Origin of the sequence: Microcoleus sp. N9_A2, assembly GCF_036701775.1 — a bacterium.
Classification (GTDB): domain Bacteria; phylum Cyanobacteriota; class Cyanobacteriia; order Cyanobacteriales; family Microcoleaceae; genus Microcoleus.
This window is the reverse complement of sequence record NZ_JAUBRH010000006.1, coordinates 135,829-149,200: the sequence shown is the minus strand read 5'-3', so window position 1 is coordinate 149,200 and position 13,372 is coordinate 135,829. Positions and strand designations below refer to the sequence as shown.

The following is a 13,372-nucleotide window of genomic DNA, read 5'->3' as shown; positions in this document are numbered from 1 at the left end:
AAATAGATCGAGGCTTTAGCTGACGTTAGAAACTGAATTATTATTATGGTTGGACTCCTAGCCGCACTCTCTGCGTCTGCGGCAGGGGGTATGAGAATTGCCATGCCCCTGCTGTTAATTGGTTTGTTGCGGATTGACAAACTTTGGTCGGAAATACCTCTATTATCGGGGGTTCCCCCCCAGGTGGCTATCACCATCTTGGTGAGTTGGTCGCTGTTAGAGTTATTTGCTTCTAAAACCTTTGTAGGACAGCGGGTACTGCAAATTGTGCAAATTATTTTCAGCCCCATTGTAGGAGCAATTATGGGAATTGCGATCGCTCAAGTAAGTTCGATCGAGGAAATTATTGCTCACCCTTGGATGCTGTGGATAATTGGTATTGTCGGAGGTTTGTTGGCTTTAGTGCTGCAACTGGTACAAGCTGGATGGTTTTATCGGCTGCGGGGTTTGCCGATTTGGGTGATTTTCCTGCAAGATGTTCTGTGCATTTCCTTGGTTTTGTTTGCCTTTGACGCGCCGCGGCAGGGAGGGTTAGTTGCTATGATCCTGCTGTGGCTGGCAATTCGCAGTTCTAAAGAGTGGTATCGCTGGTACAAAAGTCAGGGAATACCGGGCGATAGGGGAAATCCCCGCCGCCGCAAGCGCGATCCTGATTAATTATTGATTAGTTATTGGTGATTAGTTATTGGTGATTAGTCATATTGTTTGCGGTTGTTTCGGAATGATTTAACCGCAGAGACCGCAGAGGGCGCTGAGTCTCCAGAAGAGAGTGATGAATAATTCCGATACCAACGGATTTGATATCATTAGTCATTTGTAATAATAGTCAACTGTCAACTGTCAACAGTCAACAGTCAACTGTCAACAGTCAATTTAAAGCAATCCGATCGAATGTAGCGGGCCCTGACCCGTAATTAATTCCAGCAATAGTGCCACAAAACCAATCATCGCCACACGACCGTTCCAGACTTCCGCCCCCGTGGTCAAACCCCACTCCCACTGCTCTTGAGGGTACATTTTCACTGTCTTGGAAGGGCGTATCACATCCGAGAATTTAACGCTGGGAGATTCGATCGACTCGATGACTAAATCGGCCAAGGCCTCAATAAACACCGGATGAGTATTCAGTGCCGGCACTCGGTAGAAATTTTCAATCCCCGACTCTTCTGCTAATTCTCGATACTCCATGTCAATTTCTTGCAGAGTCTCGATGTGCTCGGAAACAAAACTAATCGGAACTACCAACAAATCTTGGACTCCATTTTCTGCCAATTCAGTAATCGCGTCTTCGGTGTAAGGCTTGAGCCATTCCACCGGGCCAACCCGACTTTGATAAGCGAGAGTGTGTTCGTTCGATCGGTTCAAATGTTCCATAATCAGACGAGTGCAATCTTCAATCTCGCGCTGATAGGGGTCTCCAGCCTCTTCTACGTAGCTGAGGGGGACGCCGTGGGCGCTGAAAAAGATGTGAACTCGATCGGGATTTGGATTGTGGTCTAGTTGTTGGGCTATCAGTTCCGACATTGCCTGAATGTAGCCTGGCCGCTGATACCAAGAAGGAATAGCCGTATATTCGATATCGTTGAGGGCAGGATCTTTGCCCCACATTTCTTCTAGCTGCCGGAAGCTAGAACCGCTGGTGCTGATGGAAAACTGAGGATACAGCGGCAAAATGGTCAAATGTTCAATGCGATCGCGCTTAATTTTGGCGATCGCCTCTTCGGTAAAAGGATGCCAATAGCGCATCCCCACGTACACTCGAGCATCCTGTCCCTTGGACTGCAAGAGTTCTTGCAACGCTAGGGCTTGTTCCTCCGTAATCCGCCGCAAAGGAGAGCCGCCCCCGATTTGGCGGTAGTTTTCCTGAGATTTCTGAAAACGCAGAGTCGAAATCAACCAGGCGAGCGGTTTTTGCATCCACGGAAACGGAATGCGAATGATTTCCGGGTCAGCAAACAAGTTGAACAGGAAAGGACGGACATCCTCGATTTGATCTGGCCCGCCCAAGTTTAATAGCAATACTCCCACACGGCCCATAGCAGTTACAGCTCTCCCATCGTCTCAGTTCTGTTACTTATTTTAACAATATAGCCTCTTGACATCCACCCCGACCGTCGCGGACGGGGATTCCCAAACCTCGCGATTTGAATTTCTGCTTCTTCGCAACTGCCTCCACCCTCAAAGAGATTTGGTCTTATGTTCGCTCCACAGACTAACCCCGCAAGCCCTGCGGTTTTTACGTGTCGAATACCAAACGGAATTCTTCGTAGTTTTGATTCTAGGGTTGGACTGCCCATTGCCCTGTCCTCTTTTCCCGGTCTACCTATTTTTCTTTCCCGTTGCGGTTGTCGCAAACTTATTAATTAGGGTTTATGTTCACATAGTCGCGGGTGGGTCATTGACAAATTATATTGTAACACAAAGCCGTCCTAAAAGGACGGGGTTTCTACCCAATTTCTCGGATGATATCTTAAGTCGATAACAAGGTATACATAATTTTGACTGTGGCAACAATTTTTAGAGATTTAAGTTATCGGTATCAGCGTCTCTACGATGCGATCGCGCGTCTGGCTGCTTTGAGCGTAGGCGGCAATGCTCGTTTGGGTCAACTAGCCTGGGCAAATTTGACCATCAGCGCCGAAACTAAAATTTTAGACCTTTGTTGCGGTAGCGGTCAAACTACGCAATTTCTGGTGCAATATTTCCAGGATGTCACAGGAATCGACGCTTCGCCATTGTCGCTGGAACGGGCAAAAAAAAATGTGCAATCAGCCAATTATGTAGAAGCTTTTGCCGAGTCCATGCCTTTTGGCGACTGTCATTTTGATTGGGTACACAGCAGTGTTGCGATGCACGAAATGCGATCGGGCACAATTGCGACAAATCTTTGAGGAAGTATACCGCGTACTCAAGCCCGGTGGTCTATTCATTTTGGTAGATTTTCACTCGCCCACAAATCAGGTATTTTGGCCAGGGTTGGCTGTTTTTTTGTGCTTGTTTGAGACAGAAACAGCTTGGAATTTGCTCGAAACAGACTTGGGGAATTTGTTGGCAGAAGTGGGATGGCGATCGTACAATTCCAAAGAAGCTCAACAACCCAAAATTTGTGCTGGCGGCAGCATTCAAGTAATCCAACTTCAAAAGTCAGTTGACAATTGTCAGTTGACAGTTGACAGTTGACAGTTGACAGTTGTCATTAGTGAGTGCGCGGGTAAGAAACCTGGTTTCTACGAATTTTGGGTTGAGTGACGATAAATCTCGGAAGAAACCCGGTTTCTGAGGTCGGCGCGCGCATCTTACTATACTTGTCAACTAATGACTAATAACTAACAACTAAGAAAACTTTTTCGCTGCTGCCAAAGCAGCCTCAAACTTAAGCAATACATCCTTTTCTGTGTGAATAACTTTCTCTTGTTCCAGCAGCGGACGGCCAAAGCGAAAAATGCCGTCCTGTTCTACGTGGTCTACATAAGGCAGCGTTTCTGGATGCGGCAAAAATTTTCTGCCGATGGTATACGGCGTGTGGAAAGAAAAACTAAAATCGGGAAACTTGTCGCTCTTGATTTCCAGGTAGTAAAGCGAGTAATAATCTTTGGTTTCGGAGTACACGCATTCGCGGCATCTATTTACCAGCTTGCGGTTCTGATAGAAAAAATCCCACTTATCCCAATAGTAGTCATCTTTCATCATTTCCTGGTGGTCGTCGCACAATTCGAGATATAATTTGTCAGAATCTGCCGGACGGTAGAAGTAAAGCATGGCGTAAGGCATTTCAATTAGTAACTTGACTGCTTGATTTTTTCGCTGGTACCATTCCTGCTGGTGAGCTTCGTAGACTTCCTTATATTTAATTGCTTTAAAGCTGTTGAGCTGATTTTCTTTGGCCCAGCGCGACGCCCAAACTGTCCAGTAAGCTAGCTGGAAGGTTGCTGAAATTTCCGCCGAACCTTGTTCTTTCCAGTCGGCAATGATTTTTTCCCAAGCTGAACTAAAAGCTACTCGTGATTGTTCGTTTTCTTCAGGCTTTTCTGTATTGATTGGGGTGGGTATTTGGCGATTATTTTTAATCTGCCCTTTGGGTTCTTTGCGCCAGTTATTAATATCGGTTGGCGTTAGACTTAAGATGAATCTTCTGTCGTGAACGGGATATTCGAGATGGATTCCTGATTTGCGGAAAGAGCGGTATTCTAGAATAGGGAGTTTGTCTTGTTCAATCCACTGCTGGCGTTCTGCTGGCGAACACTTGAGTATTGTTTCTAATTCTACCGGATCGACGGCTAATTCACTTTTGAATGTCTCCCAAAATCTTTCTTGTTCGGCTGGATTTGCTTCCAGCAGGGATACAATTCGGTTGACGAGATGATCGGTTTGGTCTTGGCAATTTTCGGGAAGTCCTAAGAAGTCGAGGAGTTTGGTCTTGAGTATTCGTCTGGCAGAGATTAGCTCGGCTAACATGAGAAGCTCCAGTAGATTCATGACTTGCGCCCTTGAACTGGCAAGATTTTTGCAAGTCTTATATATCTTAATAGATTCTCCTGGGTTGTCGGCAATTGAAATGTCCGCGCGAGCGAAGCTATCCCGATCGCGCCTGGGAGTCCGTTGCGGTAGGGAATCGCCGAACCTAGGCCCCCTCCCTAAGCCAAAATACTCAAAACAAGGGCAAAAGACCGATCGACCTTTTGGCTAAATTGGCTAAAACTCATATGTTGCAACATTCTCAATTACTTGTTTAGGAACAGGCTTTTCGGCCTGTTCCACAAGAAAATTTATATTTTGTGGAACAGGCATCTTGCCTGTTGCTGACAATGGTACAAGATATCAGCTAAAATCGATAATTGCGATCGCGCACCCACAAACTCACAGGCACAGCATGGCCTGTTTTGTCAACCTTTACTTCTACCAAAAAAGATTGTCGCTGCTTCCTTTGAGCTTCGCTAATGTCCTGATTGACTTTTTCCCTTTCATCCTCTGGCATATAATAAGTTTCTAAGCCGTATTCCATCTGCCAACCGTTATATTTGCCCTTAATTGCGATTTGGTTGGCGGGCAAATTGGCGGGATTTTCTAGGCTGACGCGGACGGGTTTCCAAGCTTGGGGGCGGCCGGGATTAGTCGCGGTTTTTGGCGCTTCTAATATTACATAAAAACTGGTTGGCGGCTTGACATTCTGTGTATTTTGTGGACAAGCAACCCCGGGCGGACAAGGTGTTTTTTCGGCAGGTAAATCTTTCCAGCCGGGGAGTTTTTGCAGATTTGTGCGATCGGAAATATCATAGCTCAAAACTTGGTAATATCCGCGCAAAAAGTCGTAAGGATCTACTGGTGCTGTTTGCAGGACAACTGTTTTGCCAGTAATAAAAGTGTAAACTGCGGGAGCTGGTACGGCGGCAATTAGTCCGATTTGCAGCAGCAAAGGAACCCACAGCCGCCACGCGGGAAGGCGTTGCGCTGCGGGGGGAAGGGTGAATGATGGGGGATTAGCGCTGGTATCTGCTATTTCGGAACTTTGATCTGTTGAATCTGGATTTTCGGTGTTCATATGGGGAATTGGGAATTGGTTCGCAGAATAATATCGTTGAGCTTTGAATCGGCATAATCATCTTCCGAGTGCAGTGCAAGGGGGACGATCGCACTATAGTAGAATGCTCCTATTCATCGGGAATTTTTGCGAAGTGGCGCTCGAACCACAAACCCGCTGCAATTACGCCAATTCCGCATAAAACAAAGACAAAAGATTTGAGTAACAATCCTGTGTCATATTCAAAGACTCTGCTGATGATTTGCAGGGTGATTAATACCATACCTCCCCAAAATGTCTGGCGGTTTCCTAAAGCTAAACCTTCTCGGATTAAGCCGACAGCGAGCAAAAATGATAAAACATTGAACAGAAAAGTTGCTAATTGAGGAAGGGGAGTAAAATTGAAGTGAATAAGCGGTATTAAGGCGCTGGCGAGAATTAAAATGCCGATCGCACCTGTACTCAAATCCACACCATTTTGTTTCGGCCGCCGCAGTTCCAAACGTCCCAAACGCAGCCACTCAAACACCGTGAAACCGCCCAAAACAGCCACATTTGCCAGCAAAACCCAATCCGACTCCGTTGGCGCAGGATTCGGCAAATCTTGCCAAAACCAGTGGAAAGAAAGAATATAAAAAACACAAGCGAGAAACACGAGTGCTAAACTGCGGGCGGTAGGTTGAAACAGCTTGCTGCGTACCTTCGGCCAGATTGCATCGTCGTATCCCCACAGCAAAGCGGGCGGTAGGGCACAAAAAATTGCTGTGCCCCAGGTTTGATTTAACCCTTGGACGATAGAAACTTGTAGGGAAAAAATTATCGCGATCGCACCTATGGCAAAAATAGCACGCGATCGACACCAATAAGCCAGTGGCACAAACATTATACTGGCTGCGATCGGCATTTGCCGCACCAAAACTTCCAGCCAAGAAAACTCGACTTTGGAAGACCAATCTAACACCGCAAGCCAATAGCCCAAACCGATCAAAAGTGCTGACAAAACACCCAAGGAAGTCAACCGCAAACTGTAAGCCATTCCGAGCACGCCGATTCCCCAAGCAAGGAAAAGTCCGTAGGAAGAACCGCCAATGTGGAACATTTGCGCCATCAATGCCATATTTGCTCCTAAAATCAGAGCTCCTAATAGCAACAATCCTTCACCTAGGAGTTTGTTTCGCCCTTTTGTTGCGGGCATATTGGGATTGGAGTTTTTGCTTCGGGATGGGGGAATTCGCCACAGATAGAAACCTGCTGCATTGACTGCTACGAAAAGACTTAGCAGCAGCGCAACTCTCACTTCGCGCGACCAAACTTGCCAGTTGGCGGCTACAAAGGTGATGACTCCTATACCGAGGAGAATGCCGCCGAGACTGATGAGAATGCTGAGGAATCGGTTGCGGGAGGCGGTTTCGAGTGTGTTGAATTGGTAGCGTTCGGAAAGTTGTTGATAGAATGAAGTGTCGATGAGTCCTTCTGCTTGCCAGAGTTTGGCTTGTTCTCGCAACTCGCGCCGAAATTTATCTGAAATCATTGTTTATATTCCAGAGGATTTGAACTGTGATAGTTTTTAATATGTCACTTGTGGGGCGATTGTCGATGGAGGCTGGGACACCTGTTTAACTTGCACAGCAGATTTGATTGAGATCGTTGGGCAGTTGAAGCCGTTTCTAGATAAACAAACTCCCAGCAGCAAGGGACGAATAAATTAAGGAATGTAACTTTATGGTACAAGCTCAATCTAAAAAATTAACTTTTGATGAGTACCTTAATTACTCAAATGAGACGGATCAACGCTATGAGTTAATTGATGGGGAGTTAATCGCTTTGCCGCCAGAATCTGAACCTAATAATTTCATTGCTAACTATCTATTTTTCTATCTTGCTAGCAGCGGGCTAGTGCCACTCAGGCTGATTAAAACGCATAATTGCGAGGTTCAAGTTGCCGTTTTGCGATCGGGAGATGCGGCCAACCGCTACCCCGATTTGATAATTCTGGAACCTGAACACATTCCGCTGACAGCAACCAGGCTAACTATCACCTTCGATATGTTGCCTCCTCGGTTTGTTGTGGAGGTAGTCAGTCCGGGTAGACTGGGCAGGGATCGGGATTACGAGCGCAAACGAGCTCAGTACGCAGCGCGGGGCATTGCAGAGTATTGGGTTATCGATCCAATTGAACAAGTTGTGACGGTTTTGCGGCTTCTGGATGGGCAATATGTTGAGGTTGGGGTATTTCGGGATGGAGAGGCGATCGTATCTCCGATGTTTCCACAGCTAAGTTTGACGGTTCAACAGATTTTGAGTGGAGAGGTTTAATGGCGGATCAATAGCTAATTGGTTAGCATTCATCTAACCACCTACCGATTAGTGAAAATCTCCACCCTCCAGTTGATTGAGGCCATGTTTCAATCCCTGATAGGGATTTAGGTTGATTGCAACTTGAATCCGTTCAATGCTCTATGAGAGAATTTGGGGTATTTCCCCGCCTAGAGCCTGTAACTATTGAAACCAGATCAGGATAGCTAGATTTTCTGATTTAGAGCCTCAAATACCTATAAATAAAGCTAATCAGACCCTACCTCTAAATACCGCTGCCATTGTTTAAGGTTGTGGTGGCTGCTGATTTCTTAGATTACCCGAAGGGGGATACCCGCATTACTCATCAATATTAGGTATTAGGCTTGTTCGCCTCAAGCTGTGGATGCTAGCATCGGTGATATTTGCCTGTTGTAAGGCATTTAAAAAAATTTCTGATGCCGATTCCAGGTTGATGCTTTTAGAGCCTTCAAGAGCTGGGAACAGGTAAATATCATCGGTTGGTTGATAGGCAGCCAGTATCAGCCTTAGCTCTTCAATTATTGGGATGGTGCGGGTTACAAATTTTTTGTTGGTGGGGATAAGAACCTCTGGCAGAACGGAACCATCAAGAGCGTAATAGTCTCTCACTCGCAAGGTACAAGCGTCCTTAATTCGTGTCGGCGTGAAGAGACAGATGCCGAATAGGGCGCGATCACGCGGTGTCTGCAAGCCTTCGGAAAATAGCAACTTGATTTCCTCTTGGCTCAATGCTCTAGGGTCATCTATCCTTTTAATATGTGCTAGTATACCTAATATCAAATCTACGCTTGACTTAGAGTAGTTTTCAAGCAATTTACCATTGCTATCAAATACCTTGGACAACTGCCCGTAAAGAAATTTCGGGAGAAGAGTATTGGGATACAAAGAGACAACTTCTCTGAGTCCGTATGACGGAACAAACTGTTTTGTATTGAGTCCATCAACTACATCATTGTAGTAACAGATGAAAGCATAGGAAATTGTTATTAGTTCATCCAATCCTCTTTTTTCAATGGATTTTATGATTTTATTAACTCTTTCCACATCATGTCGATTTAATAAACCAGCGTCGTAAGCAGTAGATACAGAAACCAAGAGGGAGTCTAGACCTGTCATCCTTTATCCTCCAATATGGGAAGTAGTCGTGAACCACTATAGTAGGCTGACAAAGCCGACAGTAGTATTGATTTAAGGTAGTCAAAAAAGAAAATAATTACAACTTTACCTTTTATCGCGACGCCGATGCGTTTTTCTCGCAGTCAATGGCACTCTCTAAGAACTTCTTGACTAGGATGAGTTGGATTGTGACAGTTGCTCCGGGGGTAACGGCACAGCAGACAATTCATCCTGTACGTTGGGGAATGGCAATTTGAAGGGGTAACGACAGACTAAAAAAATTACCCCCTCAAAAAAACACCTACCCACAGGCGCAAATTTTATCCCTCAACCCGATTCAAATTCCAGTCGTAAGGCAAAAAAACGATCGCCCATCCATCACCCACAGCCGCCTCCGGCCCCAAATAACCGCCCACATACTCAGCCACCGAACCCGCCGCCTTTACAAAATCCTCGCCGTACCACTTAAAAATCTTGCTCAAATAAAGCGTCTTTTTCTCGGCATCATATCGCACCTTATCAGGATTGTGAATAAAACGGCTGGCATCCGCTTCTAGTTGAGTCCGTACCGACTCCTGGAAATAAGCCCCCCGGCGCAGCAGCGGGCACCCGACTGAAGCGCAAACTAATGCAAAATGGATGCGCGGTTCGGCAAATTCCGGCCGCAAAATTGCGTGTTCGATTTGATTGAGACTGTACTTTTTGCCGCCAATAATCGAATTTGAACGAGTGAAAAAATCCAAAAAACTCAGCCAGTTGGGAATTCCCAAAACTTTGGGACGGATGGACGCGATCGGATATACTTCCAGAACTTGAGAAATTGCGATCGCATTATACGCATTCAGCCACAACGCCAGCCGCGCATCCGCATCAGTACCATGCGCCAAATCGACATCGGCCAAACTTTCCAGCCACGCCCTCAAAACATCAGCCCCCTCAGCTTTCCAGCGCCGATAATTGACGCGGCCGAAATCGTCAACGTAGCGTTGCAGCAACTCGTCCCAAATCGTAAAGTCGATCGTACCGATCATTTATTACTACCCCTACTATAAGGCGGGCATTGCTTTAGATTCTGGTTCTATTTAATACTACCGTCAATCGATTTTAGATTTTAGATTTTAGATTTTAGATTGACTCCACGGATAAATGCGGGGGCTTGAGGATTTTCGATTTTCGATTTTCGATTGATTCCACGGATAAATGCGGGGGCTTGTACCATGAAGAAATTCTTGGTCAACCAAAATAATACCTCCAACGGTAGGATTTTTTAGATTAGATCCATCAAACGGGCTCTGGTTAAATTAGCTTGAGTAAAATTAGCGCCTTGTAAATTAGCTTGCCGCCAAGCAACCCCGCTCAAATTTGCTCCTCTCAAATCTGCATTTGCTAAACTCGCGTGCCGCAGGAGAATGCCGCTCAAATCGCCACCCGGACACTGGTTACTTTACCACAATTAATTGACTTGCTGCGGGTTAGGTGAAATCACTGGCGTAGCCAACCCGAAAATCATTCCCCATGAAACTGCTCCCAAAGTTACAGATTTCCTGCTCTTTACCTTCTACAATTTTAAAAGATTCTTAATTTCAATTTCAACGGGGATCGGTTTCTTCCGGCACAACACCCCTCCCACTTTGAGCTGCAATTTTTTAAATTCCCCTTACCTCCATAACACACTATGACGGATCGAACCAACTTTTTCGATAAACTGTTAGCGGCTGTTGAAACCAATCAAAGTTTGCTCTATTTAGCCCTCGACCCCGACCCGGAAACCTTGCCCGCGCTAGTTTCAATGACTGGGGAGGAAACTCAAAGTTTTGTAACTGATTTGTTGTCAAAGCTAAAAAGTGCGATCGACCAAACAGCCGATTTAATTTGTGCCTGCAAAATCACCCTCGGTTTTTACCAATCTCTCGGTATTCCCGGCTGGGCATTGCTGCAAGAAATTTTAACAATTATTCCCCCTCACCTGCCAGTAATTTTAGATGCCAAACACTGCGATTTAAATACCAGCACAGTGTTTGCCAAAATTGTATTTCAAGACTGGCGAGTTGACGCTATTACTTTAAGTCCCTATCCCGGATTCGACCAAGTAGCGCCATTTTTGTTATACGCTGGAAAAACTGTTTTTGTCCTCTGTGCCACCGCCAACCCGTCAGCGGCGGCTGTGCAAGAATACCCGACGCCAAACAACCCTTTTTACTTGCAATTAGTCCGACTCTCTCAAACTTGGGGAACTCCCGAAAAAGTCGGTTTAGAAGTAGGAGTAATGCCGGATATGTTAGCCCGCATCCGCAAAGAAGCTCCTGAACGCCTAATTTTAGTCGAAGGAGACATCGCCGAAGAAAATGACTTCACAGAAGAAAACGACCTCGCACAACTGCTAGCGGCCGGTTTAAGCAAGAATGGTGAAGATTTGCTGCTGCCAGTCCCCCCAAGTTTATTAGCGCGGAAAGAGCCGCGCCGAGAAATTGAGAAATTGCGGGATAGTATTAATAAACAGAGGCTGCGGGCGATCGAAGGTAGTCCCACTTGCGAACTGTGGCTGCCTGATGTTTGCTTTTTGCAACCGGAACCCAACCGCGATTTAATCTTGCAACTTTATGACATCGGCTGCGTAGTTTTTGGCGACCACGTACAAGCATCGGGTGCCGTATTTCCATATTACATCGATTTGCGGAAAATTATCTCAATTCCGCAGATTTTCCATCAAATTGTCAGCGCTTATGCAGACATTCTCAAGGATTTAAAATTCGATCGCATTGCGGGAATTCCCTACGGTTCTTTACCCACAGCAACGGGTTTAGCATTGCGGATGGAACGCCCGATGATTTTCCCGCGCAAGGAGGTGAAAACTTACGGTGCGGGCAAATTAATTGAGGGGCATTTTAATGCAGGAGAAACGATTGTCGTAGTCGATGATATTTTGATTAGTGGCAAAAGCGTGATGGAAGGCGCAGGCAAGTTAAAATCGGCTGGGTTGAATGTGGAAGATATCGTGGTATTAATCGACCACGAACAGGGAGTTAAAGATAAATTGCAGACCAACGGTTATCGCGCCCATTCTGTGTTAGCGCTTTCGGAAATAGCTGAAGTTTTGTATCGAGCAAGTCGCATTGATACCGAGCAATTCAATCTTTTGACAGCGGAACATTAAACCCCAATTCCTGTAGGGCCGGGTTTTACCAACGATAATCTAATACGGTTTACTTAAGAGAGCGGGTTTTGCCCTCTTAAGTAAACCGTATTGGGTCAAGACAGTATCTACGATTTTATGTTTATCTGCAATTAAACATAAAAAAATCCCCCGTTTGGGGGATTTCTTTCAAGGCTATTACATAGCCTTAGTTTCCGGCATCAAACACTTATCAGAATCGCAGCCCGCCGGCCCAGAATCCATCATTTCACCCAAATCATAACGGCTCAAAGCTACGTGAAAAACTTCAGTTTCGCGGCGCGATAAAGCCTCTGCTACCATTTTGGTGTAAGTTTCCTTATTTATCGGTTCAAAGGGCAAACGCGGGAAAGTTTCCAGAGCATCAAACCGAGCCAAAAGTGCTGCGGAAATGTAGCCTTCGTCATCGCGAATCGCTTCGTAAATCCGAGTACCCAAACTTTCTACTTCATTTTCCCGCAACTCAATCGTCGCCGAAGTGTTGTGTCTGACATAGAACTTTTGCACCTGCATATAAAAGTCCATTTGTGCGGCAGCCGAGAACTTGTTAATGTCAATTTCATCAGCACCGGGCAAGTCAGCCCAACTTACCGCAACTGGTATTTCTACCAGCCATTCTGTACAGCGTTCATCGAAGGGATTGTTCAGCAAATTGCCGTTTTCATCTTTGTCAGATTGAGACGGAATCACGTTGTATCCGTAGTCGATGCAGGCGAGGGCTACAGGGTCGTTTTTGCCGAAAGTGATTCTGCGAATAAAACGCTGGGCTTTGGGCGGATGCCACCCCGGAGAAGCGCCTGTGAGCAGAGATTTAGTACCGGATGGTTGTACGGTTGTGCAGCGATTGGGGCGTTTTAAGGAATGGCGATCGCAATAATCCCATACTACCCGATTCACAATCTCCCGCCAACCAGTCAAATACTCTTCTTCCCGCTGTTTAAACGCGATTCCTTGCGAAGTTTGCGGGCGGCCTTCCACCCACCAGCGCAGCCACTCAACGCCGAAAGCATGAACGAAGAAATCGAACAATCCAGTAAAAGATACACCGACGATCGGGTCTAATTCGCGGCTGTATTGATAGCGCGGTTCGAGGAATTTGTGATTGAGAAGTACCGCGACAGATAAACCTGCAGCAGTGAAAGCTTCCTCCTGTTCTTTGAAATTGTAAGGATCAATTTGATTGAGGTGAACCTCAGAAAGATTACAGTGGAAGTTAGAGCCGATGATTT

Annotated in this window: 11 protein-coding genes and 1 pseudogene; 4 read left to right on the top strand and 8 right to left on the bottom strand. The window is 45.9% G+C overall.

Annotation, left to right across the window (positions count from 1 at the left end):
• Window positions 1-45 precede the first annotated feature (45 nt).
• The gene (locus QUA44_RS05615; RefSeq protein ID WP_333252005.1) at window positions 46-657 is read left to right on the top strand and encodes a DUF4126 domain-containing protein; all 612 of its coding nucleotides are present in this window, start codon (window positions 46-48) and stop codon (window positions 655-657) included.
• Between the two features lie 216 nt (window positions 658-873).
• On the opposite strand, the gene hemH is transcribed toward QUA44_RS05615, so the two are convergent.
• The gene (hemH, locus tag QUA44_RS05610) at window positions 874-2,037 is read right to left on the bottom strand and encodes a ferrochelatase (protein WP_333252004.1); all 1,164 of its coding nucleotides are present in this window, start codon (window positions 2,035-2,037) and stop codon (window positions 874-876) included.
• 467 nt (window positions 2,038-2,504) lie between these two features.
• On the opposite strand from hemH, the pseudogene QUA44_RS05605 reads away from it, so the two are divergent.
• Window positions 2,505-3,180 (top strand): annotated as a pseudogene (locus QUA44_RS05605) (class I SAM-dependent methyltransferase).
• 153 nt (window positions 3,181-3,333) lie between these two features.
• Here QUA44_RS05605 and QUA44_RS05600 read toward each other — a convergent pair.
• The 3 genes from QUA44_RS05600 to QUA44_RS05590 form a co-directional block, all read right to left on the bottom strand.
• A complete protein-coding gene (locus QUA44_RS05600) occupies window positions 3,334-4,455 on the bottom strand; it encodes a hypothetical protein (RefSeq protein ID WP_333252003.1) in 1,122 nt (373 codons plus the stop codon).
• 367 nt (window positions 4,456-4,822) lie between these two features.
• A complete protein-coding gene (locus tag QUA44_RS05595) occupies window positions 4,823-5,539 on the bottom strand; it encodes a GDYXXLXY domain-containing protein (RefSeq protein WP_333252002.1) in 717 nt (238 codons plus the stop codon).
• A gap of 109 nt (window positions 5,540-5,648) precedes the next feature.
• A complete protein-coding gene (locus QUA44_RS05590; protein WP_333252001.1) occupies window positions 5,649-7,049 on the bottom strand; it encodes a DUF2157 domain-containing protein in 1,401 nt (466 codons plus the stop codon).
• Window positions 7,050-7,240: 191 nt separating this feature from the next.
• On the opposite strand from QUA44_RS05590, the gene QUA44_RS05585 reads away from it, so the two are divergent.
• Window positions 7,241-7,834: a Uma2 family endonuclease gene (locus QUA44_RS05585; RefSeq protein ID WP_333252000.1), complete on the top strand. Its 594-nt coding sequence runs from the start codon at window positions 7,241-7,243 to the stop codon at window positions 7,832-7,834.
• A gap of 339 nt (window positions 7,835-8,173) precedes the next feature.
• Here the strand turns inward: QUA44_RS05585 and QUA44_RS05580 are convergent, their stop codons facing one another.
• The 3 genes from QUA44_RS05580 to QUA44_RS05570 all read right to left on the bottom strand — a co-directional run bounded on the left by QUA44_RS05580 (window position 8,174) and on the right by QUA44_RS05570 (window position 10,391).
• Complete coding sequence (locus QUA44_RS05580; protein ID WP_333251999.1) at window positions 8,174-8,971, bottom strand: tyrosine-type recombinase/integrase; 798 nt, start codon at window positions 8,969-8,971, stop codon at window positions 8,174-8,176.
• A 320-nt stretch (window positions 8,972-9,291) separates the two neighbouring features.
• Window positions 9,292-10,002: a DUF547 domain-containing protein gene (locus tag QUA44_RS05575; RefSeq protein WP_333251998.1), complete on the bottom strand. Its 711-nt coding sequence runs from the start codon at window positions 10,000-10,002 to the stop codon at window positions 9,292-9,294.
• A 236-nt stretch (window positions 10,003-10,238) separates the two neighbouring features.
• The gene (locus QUA44_RS05570; protein WP_445243695.1) at window positions 10,239-10,391 is read right to left on the bottom strand and encodes a pentapeptide repeat-containing protein; all 153 of its coding nucleotides are present in this window, start codon (window positions 10,389-10,391) and stop codon (window positions 10,239-10,241) included.
• Between the two features lie 255 nt (window positions 10,392-10,646).
• On the opposite strand from QUA44_RS05570, the gene QUA44_RS05565 reads away from it, so the two are divergent.
• Window positions 10,647-12,125, top strand: coding sequence for a bifunctional orotidine-5'-phosphate decarboxylase/orotate phosphoribosyltransferase (locus QUA44_RS05565; protein WP_333251997.1), 1,479 nt, complete (start codon window positions 10,647-10,649; stop codon window positions 12,123-12,125).
• A 177-nt stretch (window positions 12,126-12,302) separates the two neighbouring features.
• On the opposite strand, the gene nrdJ is transcribed toward QUA44_RS05565, so the two are convergent.
• The gene (gene nrdJ, locus QUA44_RS05560) at window positions 12,303-13,367 is read right to left on the bottom strand and encodes a ribonucleoside-triphosphate reductase, adenosylcobalamin-dependent (RefSeq protein WP_333252054.1); all 1,065 of its coding nucleotides are present in this window, start codon (window positions 13,365-13,367) and stop codon (window positions 12,303-12,305) included.
• Between the last annotated feature and the right edge of the window lie 5 nt (window positions 13,368-13,372).

Coding starts and splice junctions, on each gene's coding strand:
- QUA44_RS05585 (WP_333252000.1), top strand. CDS start 7,241: ATGGTACAAGCTCAATCTAAAAAATTAACTTTTGATGAGTACCTTAAT.
- QUA44_RS05565 (WP_333251997.1), top strand. CDS start 10,647: ATGACGGATCGAACCAACTTTTTCGATAAACTGTTAGCGGCTGTTGAA.
- QUA44_RS05575 (WP_333251998.1), bottom strand. CDS start 10,002: ATGATCGGTACGATCGACTTTACGATTTGGGACGAGTTGCTGCAACGC.
- QUA44_RS05600 (WP_333252003.1), bottom strand. CDS start 4,455: ATGTTAGCCGAGCTAATCTCTGCCAGACGAATACTCAAGACCAAACTC.
- hemH (WP_333252004.1), bottom strand. CDS start 2,037: ATGGGCCGTGTGGGAGTATTGCTATTAAACTTGGGCGGGCCAGATCAA.
- QUA44_RS05590 (WP_333252001.1), bottom strand. CDS start 7,049: ATGATTTCAGATAAATTTCGGCGCGAGTTGCGAGAACAAGCCAAACTC.
- QUA44_RS05595 (WP_333252002.1), bottom strand. CDS start 5,539: ATGAACACCGAAAATCCAGATTCAACAGATCAAAGTTCCGAAATAGCA.
- QUA44_RS05580 (WP_333251999.1), bottom strand. CDS start 8,971: ATGACAGGTCTAGACTCCCTCTTGGTTTCTGTATCTACTGCTTACGAC.
- QUA44_RS05615 (WP_333252005.1), top strand. CDS start 46: ATGGTTGGACTCCTAGCCGCACTCTCTGCGTCTGCGGCAGGGGGTATG.